This is a genomic window from Segatella maculosa OT 289 (genome assembly GCF_000243015.1).
GTDB classification, from domain to species: domain Bacteria; phylum Bacteroidota; class Bacteroidia; order Bacteroidales; family Bacteroidaceae; genus Prevotella; species Prevotella maculosa.
In genome coordinates this window covers 1-17,302 of the sequence record NZ_JH594513.1, presented here as the reverse complement: position 1 = coordinate 17,302, position 17,302 = coordinate 1, and the positions used below count along the sequence as shown (strand labels likewise).

Here is a 17,302-nt window from a genome sequence, read left to right as displayed (position 1 = left end):
ATTATCTATCAATATCTGGTATAACGAAATCAATTGCAGCACCTGTAGCCACAAGGTCGGCCAACTTCTGCCCCTTCAGCATCTTGTCGAATGCACCTGTAAGGGTCAGGCCCATCGGACGCATCTTCAGACGGTAAGGACTCTTGTCGCCACGTGAGTCAAGATATACGCCAAACTCACCGGCTCCACCCTCAACAGAGAAGAACCACTGGCCTTCGGGCACCTTGATAATAGGTTTCTGCTTGATATAGAATTCACCCTCAGGAATGTTGTCTATCAATTGTTCAATAATATTCAGACTCTGATAAATCTCCTTGATATGAACCATATAGCGTGCCATTGAGTCGGCTCCAGTCATTGTAACCTCCTCAAAGTCAACCTTGCCATACATGGCATAAGGATGATTTTTACGCACATCGTTATGCCAACCGGCAGCACGTCCGGCCGGACCTGTCACGGCATAATTGATACAATCTTCAAGATTCATCGGCCCAATACCTTCAAGACGCTGATGTGTGATGACATTATCCCCAAAGACATCGAGGTATTCCTGAACCATCGGACGCAGATATTTGCAGAGTGTCTTCACGTTCTGAACAAAGTTCGGGTCGATATCATCCTGCAAACCGCCAATACGATAGTAGTTCTGAATGAGACGTCCACCCGTAGTTTCCTCCATGACATTCAGCACATGCTCACGGTCGCGCATACAATAAAGGAATGCGGTCAGCGCACTCAAGTCCTGTGCACAGGTGCCAAGGAACAGCAAGTGGTTGTCAATACGCTGAAGTTCATCCATGATGGTGCGGATATACTGAATGCGGTCTGAAAGCTCTATGCCCATACCTTCCTCAATAACGCCCACCAAGGCATGACGGTGCATCATGGCACAAAGATAGTTCAGACGGTCGGTGAAAGCCAATGTCTGTGGATAAGTCATGCTTTCACACATCTTCTCCATACCACGATGAATATATCCCAAATGAGGATAGATGTGTTTCACGGTTTCACCATCGAGTACGGTCTGCAAGCGAAGCACACCGTGCATACTCGGGTGGTTAGGGCCCAAGTTCACGATGAAGTCGTCTTCATCAAACATGCGATGCTGGGTTGCAACCAAGTTTCCCTGCTTGTCGAGGTTCCATTCCGTAGTAAAATCACTCTCTGGTTCATCGGTTGTCGGGAACATGTTGGCTTCAGGACTCGCGTCAAAATCCTTGCGGAGCGGATAGCCCTTAAAGTCATTACGCATGAACAGACGGCGCATGTCAGGATGACCAAGGAACTTGATGCCCAAGAAATCAAACACTTCACGCTCAAGCAAGTTGGCAGCATTCCACAGATTAATCGTGGTTGGAATGACATATTCCTCGCCTATCTGCTTTGCAATCGTTCTGACCGAGCAGCGCTCATGGCTTTCTGTGTTCTCAAGAATATAGATACAGCCCAAGCCTTCCTCACCAAAGTCTTCACCAATAATGGTAACAAGATAGTCGAAATGCTTTTCGTTCTTCAACTTTGTCATCTCTGTGGCAAAGTCATCGAATTGAAGTTCTATGTTATTTAATTTCATCTTCTTTTACCTTATTAATCTGTTAGACCTTTTTCGGGATCGAAATCAGCGGGCACATCCGTTACGATGATAGGCGGTTTCTTTCCAAGTTTCTCGGCAGCAGTAATCGTTTCATTGCTCAATCCACGCAAACCACCCTTCGACATAGACAGCTCACGCTCCTCGTCGGTCATCTTATGATTAGCGCCACCAAAGAACTTCTCCACCTTTACCTTGCGCTGTAACTGCATCATACCATAGAGGATAGCCTCCGGACGCGGAGGGCAACCGGGGATATAGACATCAACAGGCACCAGTTGGTCAATACCACGAACAACATTGTAGCTCTTCTTGAATGGGCCTCCACTGATCGTACAGCCACCAACAGCCACAACATACTTCGGCTCGGCAATCTCATCATAGAGGCGTTTGAACACAGGAGCCATCTTATTGGTTATCGTTCCGGCACACATAATAAGGTCGGCTTGACGTGGGGAGTTACGGGTGACCTCGAAACCGAAACGTGAAAAGTCATAACGGGCACAGCCCACGGCCATGAACTCAATGCCACAGCATGACGTTCCGAAAGTCAAAGACCACAGTGAGTTGCTGCGTCCCCAGTTGATTGCCTGGTCAAGCGAACCGACAATAACGTTGACACCGCCTTCATTCAGTTCTTGGGTAATCTTCTCAAGAGAGTCATTATCCTTGAATTCATCATAGGGAATACTCTTGATGTGCGGTTTTCTTACTTCCATTCCAACGCTCCTTTCCGCCATGCATAAGCAAGGCCTAAAACTAAAACAACCAAGAAGAAGCCAATGCTTATCAAGGCCAATGAACCAAATTGCTTAACGACTACAGCCCATGGATAGAGAAACACGGTCTCTATGTCAAACATCAGGAAGAGGATGGTAAACAGATAATACCCCACATGCATAGGAAGCCAGGAGCTGCCATGCGTCGGAATACCACATTCAAAAGGCTCACCCTTTACCGGATTGTATGAACGTGGGCCGATGAGTTTAGCAATGACATAAGCTGCCACCACCAAAACCACAGCCGTTATCAAAACGGTAATGAATAAAGTAAAATACATAAATTTTATAACGTTATTAATTATTTGCTTCATTTACAGCAGAGAGCTAATCCGCCTAAAGCGATGCAAAGTTAACAATAATATCAGAATAATTACGCTTTCTTCACAAAAAAAATAGTTCCAGCGAAAAACCTTATGGAAAAGCCGAGGAAAACTCGGTTACCCAATGAAGCGTGACTAAGATTATTGTGGACGGGATTTGAGCCATGAGTTTCGCCATCTCGGCCATTTTAGCGTGCGAAATCAGCCATTTTACTGCTCAATATCAGCTATATTGCACAGTGAAATGGCTGAGTTTACCGTGCAATATGGCTGGAATTGGAAAACGGAATAGATTCGGTTGCAATTCAATATGAAGATGATGCCCCATCAAACCTTGAGTCTCACCTTGCCATTAAAGCTGACAATGATGGTAATCTGATAGCTGGTGGGACTGTCGGGCACGCAGACACTGGCGTTGAAATGGAAGCCATCGGTGTTAGTCTTTGTATAGAAAATATCGCTTAAAATGCTTTGGACCAACACCTCGGGCGGAACTTGATGCCTGAAATCATTTTTCCGAAAATCATGGCTATAGAGTTGGGTCGCACCACGGTAGAGACTCAAGTGTATGATATTGTCATAGTAAACATTGTCAACCTCAACGCCGTCGTCGTTATATGTTTGTTTGGCCACTTTGTAGGTGGTCGGGTTCACCTGTATGTACCAATGATAATGGTCATTTCCATAGATGATTACCGAATCGCGCTTGATAAGCCGGTTCTGATTTAAGGCTACGGGGCGTTTCTCCTCGAAGTAAGTCAAATAAGACTTGTCCTCTGTTTTCGTATATCTGATGATGTCTCCGTTTTGGTTTTTGAAGACAAAGAGATGCGGTGCCTGCTTCACGATCAGATATTTGGTCGTAATGGCACTGTGCAGAACGAGGGTGTCTTTGAATATCTGGAAGTAAACTGGTTGAGAAGTAGTGTCGGGATAGAAAATCGTATCGCCTACGACACGAAAGGCCGGATCATACTCTCCCTCATTCAGCCAAACGCCTTGCAACATTTGCTTTGCAGTCAAATCTTCTGATGGAGTTCTGTCAGTGTTTGACCTCTTATTACCGCATGCAACTGTTATGATGGCACCCAGCAACAATGTTATGAATTGTAAAGTCCCGGTTTTCATCAATCAAACAGTTCAGCATTTTTCAGCGCAGAAGCCTTAGAATCTTTCTCTGACGTCTGTATATCCTTTGAGTCTATAGGCCATTCTATATGGATATCTTCATCATTCCAACGTATGCAAGCCTCATTTTGAGGGGAATAAGCATTGTCAACCTTGTAAGTAAAGATGGCTTCGTCGCTCAAAACCAAAAAGCCATGTGCGAAACCGCGTGGAATAAAGAACTGATATTTGTTCTCACCCGAAAGCTCAACCATGACATATTTGCCAAAGGTCGGGCTACTCTTGCGAATATCCACAGCGACATCAAGCACTTTTCCCTTGATGACACGGACGAGTTTTGCCTGTGAATACTCTCCTTTTTGGTAATGCAGACCGCGCAACACACCATAGGAAGACTTGGATTCATTGTCCTGAACGAATTCTATCTTACCAATATGATGCTCAAATTCGTCTTTCTTCCATACCTCAAAGAAGTAACCTCGGGCATCATCAAAGACATGTGGCTTTAATATGAAAACTCCTTCAATCGCTGTCTTTATGTATTCCATCTTTCACTAACTGTTATTTACGCCACAAAGGTACTATTTTTATAAGACCTTGCAATAGAAAGCACAAATTATTTTAATGATATTTTTATTTTGAAAACTTTGTATCTTGAAATAAATATATTAATTTTGCAAACGTGATTAGACTAGAAAGACATATAGAAATCCTATTGCTTACCAACGATTGTGTCATTATTCCAAACTTCGGTGGATTTATGGCCCATCATTTGGCTGCGCATTTTGACGAGCAAGATCATTCATATCTTCCTCCGACCCGTTCTATTGGCTTTAATCCATTATTGAAAATCAATGATTCTCTTCTTGCACAATCTTATGTGGAAGCCTATGATATCAGTTATCCTGAGGCATTGAGACAGATAGAGCAAGAGACTGAAGAGATAAAACAGCTGTTGGGCGAAGGAGGCTCCTACGAAATGAAAGACCTTGGCATGCTAAATGTCAACTCGGAAGGTCACTATGTCTTTGAACCTTGTGAAGCGGGGCTGCTCACTCCGACCTTATATGGATTAAGCAGCTTTGAATTAAAGAGATTAAACGTTGGCGAAACCGAAGTACCAGCAAGACTTGAACTTACAAGTGTGCAAAGTTCTTCCGTCTCAACAGTTGAACCTGACATGCCGGAAGAAACCTTATCAGAGGAAAATACGTACACTATTCAACGGAGTGTCGTAAGGAATATCATGGTTGCATGTATTGCATTGCTGGCTTTTCTACTGCTGCCTTCCTCTTTGGAGAACGGAGGAGAGTTGGCAAGAACCGGTAGTGGGATTGACACAGGACTCCTTACACGCATCATGCCCAAAGATGTTACGTTGGGAAATGCTACAGCATATATTGCCAAGGAGGTGTCTTCTAAGAAAGAAGAGGCCCCACATCAAATTGATAATACCGAAAGACAGAAAGCAGATACAAAGCGCATTGAGCCTACGGATTATTATAGCATTGTTTTAGCAAGCAGGATTACCCATAAGAATGCAAGACAATTCGTCAAAAGATTGCATGGAATGGGATATGATGCTGCAAGAATAATGAAACGCAACAACCAGATAAAGGTTATTTATGGCGTATATGCTTCGGAGAATGATGCTCGTAAGGTTGTCAACAAGTTCTATAAACATACCGAATTTACTGATTGTTGGGTCATACACATCAGATAAACCGCTTTTACAATCAAGGGTATGAAACGTGTACGTTGTCCAAAATGCGATAATTATGTCACATTTGATGAAACCAAATATCAGGTTGGCCAATCTTTAGTCTTTGAATGTCCGGAGTGTGGAAAGAATTTTGGCATTCGAATTGGCATGTCTAAGCTTCGAAACATACAAAAAGAAGAGGTTTTAGATGAGCATGTCAATGAAAACGGATACGGTGCTATTGTCGTCATTGAAAATGTTTTCCATTATAAACAGGTGATTCCGCTGAAAATGGGAAACAATGTCATAGGACGATATATGAAAGGGAGCAATATCAACTGCCCTATCGAAACTAACGATCCCAGTATAGATATGACGCACTGCATTATAAATGTCAGTCGAAAAAGGGATGGTAAAATCCAATATGTCATTTGCGATGGGCCAAGTTACACAGGGACATTTGTAGATAATGAAATCCTGAAGAACAAAGAGCGTAGGGTTATTAAAGATGGCTGTCTTTTCACGATTGGGGCTACAAGTATCATTCTTCGTGCCACAGAAGAATGAGGCTCTTAAATATACATATATAGGATTGATTAAGAAAAAAGCAATTATAATTTCCATTTCTTAGTTAAATTATATATCTTTGCAAATTGTATAGAAGAACCCACAATTAGGTTACAATCTGAAAGATATATAATGAAGTCAACTGCCATATTACTTCTCCATTGTCCGGACAAGCAAGGTATCATTAGTGAGATAACAAAATTCATTACTGATAATCAGGGAAATATTGTCTATTTAGATCAGTATGTTGACCATGAAGATGGTGTTTTCTTTATGAGATTAGAATGGGAATTAGCTGATTTTATGATTCCCAGAGATAAAATAGAAGACATCATAAATACACTTTACAGAACGAGATATCACTTAGAGTTCAATATTTACTTTAGTGATGAGAAACCACGCATGGCCATTTTTGTCAGCAAGATGAGCCATTGTCTCTATGATTTGTTGGCACGTTATAAAGCTGGAGAGTGGGATGTAGAGATACCATGTATCATAAGCAATCATGAAACCTTAAGATATATTGCCGAACAGTTTGATATTCCCTATTATGTATGGCCGATAGAAAAAGACCATAGTAACAAAGATGAAGTTGAGACAAAAGAAATGGAACTACTCAAAAAAGAGAAAATTACGTTCATTGTCTTGGCTCGCTATATGCAAATTATCAGTGAAAGAATGATAGAGACTTATCCAAACCATATTATCAATATCCATCATTCGTTTCTACCCGCGTTTATTGGTTCTAAACCTTATCATCAAGCATGGGAACGTGGTGTGAAAATCATTGGAGCTACAAGTCATTATGTCACATCTGAGTTGGATGCAGGTCCAATCATAGAGCAAGATGTCACACGTATCAGCCATAAAGATACTCCACATAGCCTTATTATGAAAGGAAAGGATTTGGAGAAAATTGTATTGAGTAGAGCCGTGACTAAACATATTGAACGGAAAATACTGACATACAATAATAAGACGATTATATTTTCTTAATTACCACTTATGACAGTAGCCATTATAAAATATAATGCCGGCAATATCTATTCGGTTGTCAATGCTTTGAGACGTTTAGGCATACAGTCGATCTTGACCGATGATGCAGAGACCTTGCGGAAAGCGGATAAAGTGATATTCCCCGGACAGGGTAATGCACTTGAAGCCATGGCCCATCTGAGAAAATACAGACTTGATGAGGAAATTAAAAACCTCACTCAACCTGTTCTTGGCATCTGTGTAGGGCAACAACTTCTGTGCAAACACTCAAAAGAGGGGGAGGTTGATTGCATTGGCATCTTTGATACTGTAGTTGAAAAATTCCATCCCGTTGCACATGAGGATAAAGTGCCGGTTATGGGATGGCAAAAAATAGAAATCCAAGGAGAGCAATATCAGGGGAATAATCTTTTGAAAGGATTGGGAGAGCACCCGTATGTCTATTTTTTACATAGTTACTATGTGCCTATAACAAGCTATACTATTGCAACAGCTAACTATATTCTCCCCTATTCAGCATGCATGCAAAAGGACAATTTCTATGCATGCCAATTCCACCCCGAGAAAAGTGGGAAGACTGGAGAACGAATACTGCAAAACTTTCTGGACTTATGAATATAGAGCTTATACCTGCAATTGACATTATAAACGGACAATGTGTCCGTCTCACAAAAGGAGATTATAACCAGAAAGTCATATATAACGATGATCCGGTGCATGTGGCATGCAACATTGAAAAATTGGGATTCAAACGATTACATATAGTGGATCTTGATGGAGCAGCAGCAGGGCATATCATAAATGAAAGGGTATTGAAGGCAATCACCTCTACAACGGATTTGAAAGTGGACTTCGGTGGAGGTATAAAAACAGAGGAAGACATAGAAGCTGCTTTCGCTGCCGGAGCTCATATGGTTACCGTTGGAAGTGTTTCTGTCACAGACCCGGAACTTTTCTTAAGTTGGTTATCACGTTATCATGCAGACAGGCTTATTTTAGGAGCAGATGTTAAAGATGGCGACGTGTATGTAAATGGTTGGAAGAAGAATTCGGGAAAGAAAATACTTCCTTTCCTAAAACAATATGTAGATGAAGGCATTAAAAATGTGCTATGTACAGAGATTAATAGAGATGGAACTTTGTCAGGACCAGAAATAACCTTGTATCAACAAATCATGAAAGTATATCCTGATTTGCATCTGATTGCAAGCGGTGGGGTTTCAAGTTATGAAGATATTGTTCATTTGGAGCAAGCCGGTATTCCTGCAGTCGTATTTGGTAAGGCTTTTTATGAAGGAAGAATAAATATCAAGCAATTGGAATTATGAATGCATTGGCAAAAAGAATTATTCCCTGTCTTGATGTTAAAGACGGAAAAACGGTCAAAGGAACGAATTTTGTCAACCTAAGGAATGCTGGTGACCCGGTTGAACTTGGTAAGGCATATAGCGATGCCGGGGCAGACGAGTTGGTCTTTCTGGATATAACAGCCAGTTTGGAAGGTAGGAAGACATTCACAAATATGGTAGAACGTGTCGCTAAGGAGATTAATATTCCTTTTACTGTAGGAGGAGGGGTTAATGAATTAGCAGATGTGGACCGGTTATTACAAGCAGGGGCAGACAAAGTAAGTATCAATAGTGCGGTATTATGTCAACCTGACTTAATTAATCAGATTACAAATCACTATGGTTCACAAGTCTGTGTTTGCGCCATTGATGCACGATATGATAAAGATGATTGGTATTGCTATATTAGAGGTGGGCGTGAAAAAACAGGAAGAAAGCTTTTCGAGTGGGCTAAGGAAGTGGCAGACCGTGGTGCAGGTGAAATTCTTTTCACAAGCATGGACCACGATGGAATAAAACAAGGATTTGCCAATGAAGTTCTTGCGCAATTATCAGAAATAGTAAATATTCCAATTATAGCCAGTGGTGGAGCTGGAAAAGAAGAACATTTCAAAGATGTTTTTTTGCAAGGTAAAGCCGATGCGGCTTTAGCTGCCAGCGTGTTTCATTTTGGAGAATTGACAATTCCACATCTAAAGCAATATCTTAAAAAAGAAGGTATCAATGTTAGAATATAATAGAGGATAAATTATATGTATATAGATTTCAATAAGATGAATGGACTTGTTCCTGCTATTATTCAAGATGCAGTAACAAAGAATGTACTTATGCTTGGATATATGAACCAGGAAGCTTATAGAAAAACTATTGAAACAAAGAAAGTAACATTTTGGAGTCGTGAGCGTAAATGCTTATGGACAAAGGGAGAAACCAGTGGAAACTTTTTGAATCTTGTTAATATCAAAAACGATTGTGACAATGATACTTTGCTCATCAGCGTACAGCCGGAAGGTCCTACGTGTCATACGGGAACAGATACGTGTTGGGGAGAAACTAATAACTATAATCCAATCTTATTTCTGAGTGAACTTCAAGACTTTATAAATCAACGTTATCATGATATGCCTGAAGATAGCTATACAACAAGCCTATTTAAAAAGGGAGTAAACAGAATAGCACAAAAGGTTGGTGAAGAAGCATTGGAGACAGTCATTGAAGCAACAGCGGGAACAAAAGATAAATTAGTTTACGAGGCATCAGATATGCTTTATCACCTTATCGTACTACTTACAAATAAAGGGCTTCGTATTGAAAATTTAGCACAAGAACTATTAGAACGACATACACCTAATTGGGATAAGAAACGTCGTATAGCTAAAAGTAAGAATAAATAAAAAACATAAATATGAATTTGATTGATTATAAGAATATTGATATATATCAGGACGATACGCTGATACTTAAAGATGTGAATTTCCATGTAGAGGAAGGAGAGTTCTTATATATTATAGGTAAGGTTGGTTCGGGGAAGACCAGCCTACTTAGAACATTTTATTGCGAACTTGATATTTATAACAAGGAAGAGAGTGGTGAAAAAAAAGCAGAAATACTTGGTAGGGATATTATGGTGCTGAAAAGGCGAGATATCCCAGCCCTTCGTAGAGAAATAGGTGTTATTTTTCAGGACTTTAAGCTATTGCATGAAAAGACGGTATGGGAAAATTTAGCATTTGTCCTGAAATCTACCGGCTGGAAGGATTCTAAAGAGATTGAAGAACGTATTGAGAGTGTACTTACAGATGTTGGCATGATTGATAAAATCAACAAAATGCCTTATGAACTATCTGGAGGCGAACAGCAACGTATAGCCATTGCACGTGCTATTTTAAATAGACCGAAATTGATAGTTGCAGATGAGCCTACTGGTAATCTCGATTCCGAAACTGCCGATAATATAATTAGTCTACTCAGAGATATTGTAACCACAGGGACTGCTGTTATTATAACAACGCATAATATTTCACTGTTAGACAAATATAAAGGAATAGTATATCGTTGCAAAGATGGAGTTATTAATGATGTAACGACAGAATACAACAAAATGGATCTTACCGAAGATGCAGAATATAAAATTCCGTAGAATAAAGATATATATTTCTTAAATATTACTATCATGAAAGTAATGAAATTTGGAGGTACTTCCGTTGGTTCACCTGAACGTATGAAGCATGTAGCCTCTTTGGTAACAGAATCAGGTGAGACTACTTTTATTATCTTATCTGCAATGAGTGGTACAACAAATTCACTTATAGAGATATCCGAATATCTATATAAGAAGAATCCCGAAGGTGCCAATGAAATTATAAATAAACTTGAAACAAAATATTTGCAGCATGTAGAAGATTTGTATGTGACAGACGAATACAAGCAAAAAACAAGAGATTTTTTACATGCAGAATTTAATTATCTACGCTCTTTCACAAAAGGTTTCTTTACAAGTTTTGAAGAGAAAAATATTGTGGCACAAGGTGAAATTATGAGCACAAATATGGTTGCGAATTATCTGCAAGAGTCCGGTTTCAAAACCGTATTGTTAAATGCACTTAATTTTATGAGGACAGATAAGAACTCGGAACCAGATCTTTTGTATATCAAGGAAAAGTTGGCTGATATAATGAAAAAAAATATTGGAAGCCAAATTTATATTTCACAAGGATTTATTTGTCGCAATGCTTATGGTGAGGTTGACAATCTGCAACGTGGTGGTAGCGATTATACGGCATCCTTGGTTGGGGTTGCACTTCCGGCAGAAGAGATTCAAATATGGACAGATATAGATGGAATGCACAATAATGACCCACGTATTGTAAGGAATACAGAGGCTATACATCAGCTGAATTTTGAGGAAGCGGCTGAGTTAGCCTACTTTGGAGCAAAAATCCTTCATCCCACTTGTGTTCAGCCTGCAAAATATGCAGGTATACCCGTCAGGTTGAAAAACACAATGGATCCAAATGCAGAAGGTACTATCATAAATAATGTTATTGTCAAAGGTAAGATAAAGGCCGTTGCTGCGAAAGATAATATTACAGCTGTGAAAATTAAAAGTAGCCGGATGCTTTTAGCAACAGGTTTTCTTCGCAAAGTCTTTGAAATTTTTGAAAGTTACCAAACTCCTATTGATATGATTACAACAAGTGAGGTTGGTGTGTCTGTAAGTATTGATGACAATAACCATCTAAATGAAATTGTTGATGAATTAAAAAAATATGGAACTGTTACCGTAGATACAGATATGTGTATTATCTGTGTAGTAGGAGATTTAGATTGGGGAAATATTGGTTTTGAAACATTGGCACTTGAAGCCATGAAGGAAATTCCTGTGCGTATGATTTCTTATGGTGGGAGCAACTATAACATATCATTTCTGATTCGTGAAATTGACAAGGAAAAAGCTTTACGGAGTTTGAATAAAACACTATTCAATAAATAGTAGTACAAATGATAGAAAACTAATGACCAAAAGAAAATTTGATATAGCTAAATTTCGGAGTATACAGACACCTTTCTTTTATTATGATACGGACTTGTTACGAGAAACATTGACGACTTTAAAAGTTGAATCAAAAAACTATAATGACATCATTGTTCATTATGCCATCAAAGCCAATGCTAATCCAAAAGTATTAAATATTATATGTCAAGCCGGACTTGGAGCAGACTGTGTAAGTGGTGGTGAAATACTAGCTGCAATTGCAGCCGGTTTTCCCGTATCGAAGATAGTATATGCCGGAGTTGGTAAGAGTGATTGGGAAATAAATCTTGCATTGGATAAAAACATTTTCTGTTTCAATGTAGAAAGTCTACCTGAACTTGAGATTATCAATGAGCTTGCCATGGCAAAAAAGAAGATTGCCAATGTAGCGTTTAGAATTAATCCGGATATAGAAGCTCACACCCATGCCAATATTACGACCGGTTTGGCAGAGAATAAATTTGGTATTACCATTGAAAGTATGGATCATATTATAAAAGAAGCTTATAAATTAGAAAACATCAACTTTATAGGACTTCATTTCCATATTGGTAGTCAGATTCTTATCATGGATGATTTCATCAATCTTTGCTCTTGTATCAACAGATTACAAGACCAATTAGAAAAACAACATATTGTGGTTAAACATATTAATGTTGGTGGTGGATTAGGTATCAACTATGATTGCCCAGATCAAAATCTAATTCCTGACTTCAAGACATATTTCAATACTTATGCCCACCATCTAAATCTGCGGGAAGGACAACAACTTCACTTTGAATTAGGGCGCTCTATAGTTGCACAATGTGGAAGTCTTATTACCCGTACCCTTTACATCAAACAAGGGACTCAAAAGCAGTTTGTCATTGTTGATGCAGGCATGACAGATTTGATACGCCCAGCACTATATCATGCTTATCATCAAATTGAGAATATCAGTAGTAATGCTCCCATGGAGGTCTATGATGTTGTTGGACCAATTTGCGAATCAAGTGATGTTTTTGCGAAGTCCATTGAACTAAACAAAACCAAGCGTGGGGATTTATTGGCAATTCGAAGTGCAGGTGCCTATGGAGAAACTATGGCAAGCCAATATAATTGCCGACAACTCCCCCAAGGTTATATTACAGAAGACTTATAAACTATCCTCATCAACCCTTACGAGAACAAATATATGATAATAGACCAATTCACACTTATTTTAGGAATAACCGTCATACTACTTGCTATTATAGCTTCTTTAGCAAGTCCTTTTCTGCATAAGGTTAAGATGAAAAGTGGAAAACAAATTAGTGAGCATAAGGAGACGCAGCCCAATCTCAGTATTGTTATACCCGTTCATAACAATGCCACAGAATTACAGTCTAATCTTCCTATTTTATTGAGACAAGAATATAAAGGAAACTATCAAGTTATCATTGTTGCCGACAAAGGTGATCGAGATGTGGAAGAGCTAATGAAGCGTTTGAAAGAAAAACATGACAATCTGTATGTGACTTATTTACCTGACTCTTCGCGTTATATGAGTCGCAAGAAATTAGCTATAACGTTGGGAGTGAGAGCGGCTAAAACGGAATGGATAGCTATTATAAACCCCACTTGCAAACCTGTTAACGAAGATTGGCTAACTTCTTGGGCAGAAAACATGGAAGACGATACCGACTTTGTCATGGGGTATGTCGCACTTGGCAAAAGTATTCCGCCTATATGGCGTTTTGAACATATACAAACAGCTAATAATAGGCTTCATAGTGCGCAATGTGGTAAGGCTTGGGCAACGAATTGCTTTAACATTGCTTTTCGTAAAAGTCGTTTTATGGAAGAAGACGGGTTCCGTGGAAATTTGCAAATTACTCGTGGAGAATATGATTTCCTGACCAATAAACTTGGCTTAAATAGAAATGTAACTGTAGATATTCGTCAGGCTTCATGGCTCTATGAAGATGAAATCAGTGACGAGGAATGGAAGAAGCGGAAAAAATACTTCTACGCATCTCGCAATTTATTAAATGGTAGCAGAAGTTATAGCCTTTGTATGTTGTTCAATAATGTAATGCTCTATCTGAGTTTTCTTACATCACTTGCCTTTAGTGTCTTTGGATATCTCTCACATAATTGGATAGTATTGGGCTGTTCCTCTTTCTCTCTTTTGTTATTGATTGTGTTGCGTACATTTTTAGCCTCAAAAGTCTCTCGTTGTCTTGGTGGAGACATCGGCCTAAGCCACATGTTCGCTTACGATATGCGACTTGTATGGCAGAATTTAGGTTATAAAATCAGCTATATACGGTCTGATAAGAACTATTTTACCAGCCATAAACTTTAGGTTATATGATACGTATCAAGACTCTTTTTACTCCACATAAGGATAACAACCTCCAAACAACCTTTCTTGAAGTAATGCAGACTGCATGGAATGCAGACCAAATCATATTATCTGATGACGAGAATTATGACCTCCTGCATATTTTTGGTAAGCCAACCCATGAGGTTATTCGAAATATAAAGAATGAAATAGCACGGCAGATTCCCATTTTATATTCTCCTTTGGCAGAAATTGCTCCTTGGACTAAAACAGTTATTGGCAGAAGCATCGCCAAACACCTTTTCATACATACTACGGGAAAGGTGGAATATGCCTACATACAACAACATTATCCCACTACAAAGATCTTCCAACTGAAAAATCCGGCTGTCACTAATGAGATAACGCAAGCCTCTTTCAATAGCCGTTTAGTCAATATGTATCAGGAGATACTTGAAACACATGATAAGCGGATTAAAGAAAACATCTCCATACGAATAGAAAAGCTTAAGACACAAGTCGAAGATGAGACCATGCAGGCGGTGGTTAGTGGCTTCCTTTACTTACAATATAAATTCCAGCGCCGACAAATCCTGCAAGATGAGCTCTGCAATCAAAGTCGGTTGATGGAGACCTGTGACTATGATGAAGACAAGATGGCTGCAATCTTCAAAGAACTTAAGCTCTACAAATTCGTTTCTTGCTTGGAGTCAGTAATGGAAGAGAAGACCAACTTAACGGAAGGTTTTATGCCTATTCCCGCCGTTCATAACAGTTTAACAAATAAAATCAGATTATCCGCATTATGAGGAAATACAATATAGAAAAGGATATGCACTTCTTGCAGTTGCTTTCAAACAGCTTTCCTACGATAGCCGATGCAAGCACTGAGATTATCAATCTACAAGCCATACTCAATCTGCCTAAAGGAACCGAGCACTTCCTTGCAGACATTCATGGCGAATATGAGGCTTTCCAACATGTTTTGAAAAACGCATCAGGGAATATCAAACGAAAGGTGAACGAGCTTTTCGGCAATACGCTTCGTGAACAAGAGAAACGAGAGTTATGTTCACTCATATACTATCCTGAACAAAAACTCGAACTTATCAAAGCCGTAGAAGAAGACCTCAATGATTGGTACCATATCACCTTACACCAATTGGTGGCCATCTGTCGAACCGTTTCCAGTAAATATACACGGTCGAAAGTAAGAAAGTCTCTGCCTGCAGAATTCTCTTACATCATTCAGGAATTGCTGCACGAACACACGGAAAACAATACCAACAAGACCGCTTATGTCAATGTAATTATCGACACGATAATTTCAACCGGGCGAGCCGATGATTTCGTTATTGCCATCTGCAATGTCATTCAACGTCTGGCCATCGATCAATTGCATATTCTTGGCGACATTTATGACCGTGGACCGGGGGCACATATCATCATGGACACAATGGCCCGCTATCACAGTTGGGACATTCAATGGGGAAATCATGATATCCTTTGGATGGGCGCGTGCGCTGGAAACGATGCATGTATATGCAACGTGATAAGGCTAAGTCTGCGATATGCCAACCTCACTACGCTCGAAGACGGATACGGTATCAACCTTGTTCCATTGGCAACCTTTGCCATGGAAGTCTATAAAGACGATCCCTGCGAAGAGTTTATGCCACATCTCAGCGGCGGAGCTAAGCAGATAGACGAGAAGACCATGCGTCTGACGGCCCAAATGCACAAGGCGATTGCTGTTATTCAGTTCAAGGAAGAGGCTTTGCTCTATGAGACGCACCCCGAATGGAAGATGCAAAATCGGGAACTCTTTAAAATGGTGGATTACAAGAAAGGAACCATCATGCTCGAAGGCAAGGAATATCCTTTAAGCAGTTGTCATTTCCCAACGATAGACCCTAAACATCCGTGTGCACTCACCTTTGAAGAGAAGACGCTGATGGGAAAACTCCACCACTCTTTCCGTGTCTGCGAGAAGCTGCATAAGCATATCCGGCTGATGCTTCAACATGGCTGTATGTATGCCATCCGTAATGACAACCTGCTCTTTCATGCCTCCATACCCCTCAATGAAGATGGCACTTTGAAAGAAGTAGAAATCATGCCCGGCAAGAAGTATAAAGGCCGTGAACTCATGCAACAAACGGGGATGCTCATTCGGACAGCTTTCCAAGACGACATCTCCCCCGAAGAAAAGAAATATGCCATCGATTATTTCATCTATTTATGGTGCGGAACCGACAGTCCGCTCTTCGATAAGAGCAAGATGGCCACCTTCGAACGCTATTTTATCGCAGACAAAGCCACGCATAAAGAGCAAAAAGGAAACTATTTTCTTTTGCGCGATGATGAAAACATTGCAGACTATATATTGGATGCCTTCGACGTGAAAGGTGAAAACCGTCATATCATCAACGGACATGTGCCCGTACATGTTGCCAATGGGGAGAACCCAATCAAGGCTTCCGGCAAACTTATGGTCATCGACGGCGGGTTTTCGCAGGCCTATCACAAGGAAACGGGCATCGCAGGCTACACGCTGGTTTATCATAGCCGTGGTTTCCAACTCGTACAGCATGAACCATTCACCAGTGCGGCCGATGCCATTCAGCGCGGCACTGATATCAAATCCACGACCCAGATTGTTGAAATGAGCAGTCACAGAATGTTGGTGGCCGATACGGACAAAGGAACCGAACTGAAAAATCAAATCAAAGACCTTGAAGAACTGCTCTACGCCTATCGGCATGGCCTCATCAGTGAGAAAGAACGCAAGAAGTGAACTCCATAGGGGGTGATTAAACGGATAACATTGCATGCAAATATCCAAACCCGAGGATACCTATTGGGAAGACCCGAGGATTCCTATTGGGAAGACTCGAGGATACCTATTGGGAAGACCTGAGGATACCTATTGGGAAAGGTCAAGGATTGATATAAGGAAGACCCGAGGATTGATATAAGGAAAGGTCAAGGATTGATATAAGGAAGGCCAGAGGATTGATATAAGGA

The 17,302-nt window shown here is 40.2% G+C and carries 18 protein-coding genes; 13 read left to right on the top strand and 5 right to left on the bottom strand.

Features of this window, described 5'->3' with window-relative positions:
• Window position 1: 1 nt before the first annotated feature.
• From HMPREF9944_RS11935 to rfbC, 5 genes are all read right to left on the bottom strand, one after another.
• Window positions 2-1,573, bottom strand: coding sequence for an NADH-quinone oxidoreductase subunit D-related protein (locus HMPREF9944_RS11935; protein WP_008566595.1), 1,572 nt, complete (start codon window positions 1,571-1,573; stop codon window positions 2-4).
• Window positions 1,574-1,587: 14 nt separating this feature from the next.
• Window positions 1,588-2,310, bottom strand: coding sequence for an NADH-quinone oxidoreductase subunit B (locus tag HMPREF9944_RS11930; RefSeq protein ID WP_008566594.1), 723 nt, complete (start codon window positions 2,308-2,310; stop codon window positions 1,588-1,590).
• Window positions 2,301-2,651 (bottom strand): NADH-quinone oxidoreductase subunit A, encoded by a 351-nt coding sequence (locus tag HMPREF9944_RS11925; RefSeq protein ID WP_008566592.1) that lies wholly within the window; start codon window positions 2,649-2,651, stop codon window positions 2,301-2,303. The genes HMPREF9944_RS11930 and HMPREF9944_RS11925 overlap by 10 nt, the downstream gene beginning before the upstream one ends.
• Window positions 2,652-3,020: 369 nt before the next feature.
• Window positions 3,021-3,821: a DUF4738 domain-containing protein gene (locus tag HMPREF9944_RS11920; RefSeq protein WP_008566590.1), complete on the bottom strand. Its 801-nt coding sequence runs from the start codon at window positions 3,819-3,821 to the stop codon at window positions 3,021-3,023.
• Window positions 3,821-4,369, bottom strand: a complete 549-nt coding sequence (gene rfbC, locus HMPREF9944_RS11915; RefSeq protein ID WP_008566588.1) for a dTDP-4-dehydrorhamnose 3,5-epimerase — start codon at window positions 4,367-4,369, stop codon at window positions 3,821-3,823. Before rfbC ends, HMPREF9944_RS11920 begins: the two co-directional genes overlap by 1 nt.
• 134 nt (window positions 4,370-4,503) lie before the next feature.
• Here rfbC and HMPREF9944_RS11910 point away from each other — a divergent pair, with 134 nt between their 5' ends.
• The 13 genes from HMPREF9944_RS11910 (at window position 4,504) to HMPREF9944_RS11850 (ending at window position 17,072) form a co-directional block, all read left to right on the top strand.
• A complete protein-coding gene (locus HMPREF9944_RS11910; protein ID WP_044113727.1) occupies window positions 4,504-5,544 on the top strand; it encodes an HU domain-containing protein in 1,041 nt (346 codons plus the stop codon).
• Between the two features lie 21 nt (window positions 5,545-5,565).
• Window positions 5,566-6,090: an FHA domain-containing protein gene (locus HMPREF9944_RS11905; protein WP_008566586.1), complete on the top strand. Its 525-nt coding sequence runs from the start codon at window positions 5,566-5,568 to the stop codon at window positions 6,088-6,090.
• Between the two features lie 132 nt (window positions 6,091-6,222).
• Entirely contained in the window at window positions 6,223-7,086 is an 864-nt protein-coding gene (gene purU / locus HMPREF9944_RS11900; RefSeq protein WP_008566585.1) for a formyltetrahydrofolate deformylase, read from the top strand.
• Between the two features lie 9 nt (window positions 7,087-7,095).
• Window positions 7,096-7,701 carry an imidazole glycerol phosphate synthase subunit HisH gene (gene hisH, locus HMPREF9944_RS11895; RefSeq protein ID WP_008566584.1) on the top strand — a complete coding sequence of 202 codons (606 nt, stop codon included), beginning with the start codon at window positions 7,096-7,098 and terminating at the stop codon, window positions 7,699-7,701.
• The gene (hisA, locus tag HMPREF9944_RS11890; RefSeq protein ID WP_008566583.1) at window positions 7,698-8,414 is read left to right on the top strand and encodes a 1-(5-phosphoribosyl)-5-[(5-phosphoribosylamino)methylideneamino]imidazole-4-carboxamide isomerase; all 717 of its coding nucleotides are present in this window, start codon (window positions 7,698-7,700) and stop codon (window positions 8,412-8,414) included. Before hisH ends, hisA begins: the two co-directional genes overlap by 4 nt.
• Window positions 8,411-9,172 carry an imidazole glycerol phosphate synthase subunit HisF gene (gene hisF, locus HMPREF9944_RS11885; protein ID WP_008566582.1) on the top strand — a complete coding sequence of 254 codons (762 nt, stop codon included), beginning with the start codon at window positions 8,411-8,413 and terminating at the stop codon, window positions 9,170-9,172. The genes hisA and hisF overlap by 4 nt, the downstream gene beginning before the upstream one ends.
• Before the next feature lie 15 nt (window positions 9,173-9,187).
• On the top strand, window positions 9,188-9,829 hold the full coding sequence (gene hisIE / locus HMPREF9944_RS11880) for a bifunctional phosphoribosyl-AMP cyclohydrolase/phosphoribosyl-ATP diphosphatase HisIE (protein WP_008566581.1): 642 nt from the start codon (window positions 9,188-9,190) through the stop codon (window positions 9,827-9,829).
• A gap of 11 nt (window positions 9,830-9,840) precedes the next feature.
• Entirely contained in the window at window positions 9,841-10,575 is a 735-nt protein-coding gene (locus HMPREF9944_RS11875) for a cell division ATP-binding protein FtsE (RefSeq protein WP_008566580.1), read from the top strand.
• A gap of 33 nt (window positions 10,576-10,608) precedes the next feature.
• Window positions 10,609-11,928 carry an aspartate kinase gene (locus HMPREF9944_RS11870; RefSeq protein WP_008566579.1) on the top strand — a complete coding sequence of 440 codons (1,320 nt, stop codon included), beginning with the start codon at window positions 10,609-10,611 and terminating at the stop codon, window positions 11,926-11,928.
• Window positions 11,929-11,950: 22 nt separating this feature from the next.
• The gene (gene lysA / locus HMPREF9944_RS11865; protein WP_008566578.1) at window positions 11,951-13,111 is read left to right on the top strand and encodes a diaminopimelate decarboxylase; all 1,161 of its coding nucleotides are present in this window, start codon (window positions 11,951-11,953) and stop codon (window positions 13,109-13,111) included.
• A gap of 33 nt (window positions 13,112-13,144) precedes the next feature.
• On the top strand, window positions 13,145-14,296 hold the full coding sequence (locus tag HMPREF9944_RS11860; RefSeq protein ID WP_008566577.1) for a glycosyltransferase: 1,152 nt from the start codon (window positions 13,145-13,147) through the stop codon (window positions 14,294-14,296).
• Between the two features lie 5 nt (window positions 14,297-14,301).
• Window positions 14,302-15,084, top strand: a complete 783-nt coding sequence (locus HMPREF9944_RS11855) for a glycosyltransferase family protein (protein ID WP_008566575.1) — start codon at window positions 14,302-14,304, stop codon at window positions 15,082-15,084.
• Window positions 15,081-17,072 (top strand): fructose-bisphosphatase class III, encoded by a 1,992-nt coding sequence (locus tag HMPREF9944_RS11850; RefSeq protein ID WP_008566574.1) that lies wholly within the window; start codon window positions 15,081-15,083, stop codon window positions 17,070-17,072. Before HMPREF9944_RS11855 ends, HMPREF9944_RS11850 begins: the two co-directional genes overlap by 4 nt.
• The last annotated feature ends 230 nt before the right edge of the window (window positions 17,073-17,302 follow it).

Excerpts from the sequence above, each read along its gene's own strand:
- hisA (WP_008566583.1), top strand. The coding sequence starts at position 7,698 with ATGAATATAGAGCTTATACCTGCAATTGACATTATAAACGGACAATGT.
- lysA (WP_008566578.1), top strand. The coding sequence starts at position 11,951 with ATGACCAAAAGAAAATTTGATATAGCTAAATTTCGGAGTATACAGACA.
- HMPREF9944_RS11860 (WP_008566577.1), top strand. The coding sequence starts at position 13,145 with ATGATAATAGACCAATTCACACTTATTTTAGGAATAACCGTCATACTA.
- hisIE (WP_008566581.1), top strand. The coding sequence starts at position 9,188 with ATGTATATAGATTTCAATAAGATGAATGGACTTGTTCCTGCTATTATT.
- HMPREF9944_RS11875 (WP_008566580.1), top strand. The coding sequence starts at position 9,841 with ATGAATTTGATTGATTATAAGAATATTGATATATATCAGGACGATACG.
- hisF (WP_008566582.1), top strand. The coding sequence starts at position 8,411 with ATGAATGCATTGGCAAAAAGAATTATTCCCTGTCTTGATGTTAAAGAC.
- hisH (WP_008566584.1), top strand. The coding sequence starts at position 7,096 with ATGACAGTAGCCATTATAAAATATAATGCCGGCAATATCTATTCGGTT.
- HMPREF9944_RS11855 (WP_008566575.1), top strand. The coding sequence starts at position 14,302 with ATGATACGTATCAAGACTCTTTTTACTCCACATAAGGATAACAACCTC.
- HMPREF9944_RS11925 (WP_008566592.1), bottom strand. The coding sequence starts at position 2,651 with ATGTATTTTACTTTATTCATTACCGTTTTGATAACGGCTGTGGTTTTG.
- HMPREF9944_RS11920 (WP_008566590.1), bottom strand. The coding sequence starts at position 3,821 with ATGAAAACCGGGACTTTACAATTCATAACATTGTTGCTGGGTGCCATC.
- HMPREF9944_RS11850 (WP_008566574.1), top strand. The coding sequence starts at position 15,081 with ATGAGGAAATACAATATAGAAAAGGATATGCACTTCTTGCAGTTGCTT.
- HMPREF9944_RS11930 (WP_008566594.1), bottom strand. The coding sequence starts at position 2,310 with ATGGAAGTAAGAAAACCGCACATCAAGAGTATTCCCTATGATGAATTC.
- HMPREF9944_RS11905 (WP_008566586.1), top strand. The coding sequence starts at position 5,566 with ATGAAACGTGTACGTTGTCCAAAATGCGATAATTATGTCACATTTGAT.
- HMPREF9944_RS11870 (WP_008566579.1), top strand. The coding sequence starts at position 10,609 with ATGAAAGTAATGAAATTTGGAGGTACTTCCGTTGGTTCACCTGAACGT.
- HMPREF9944_RS11935 (WP_008566595.1), bottom strand. The coding sequence starts at position 1,573 with ATGAAATTAAATAACATAGAACTTCAATTCGATGACTTTGCCACAGAG.
- purU (WP_008566585.1), top strand. The coding sequence starts at position 6,223 with ATGAAGTCAACTGCCATATTACTTCTCCATTGTCCGGACAAGCAAGGT.
- rfbC (WP_008566588.1), bottom strand. The coding sequence starts at position 4,369 with ATGGAATACATAAAGACAGCGATTGAAGGAGTTTTCATATTAAAGCCA.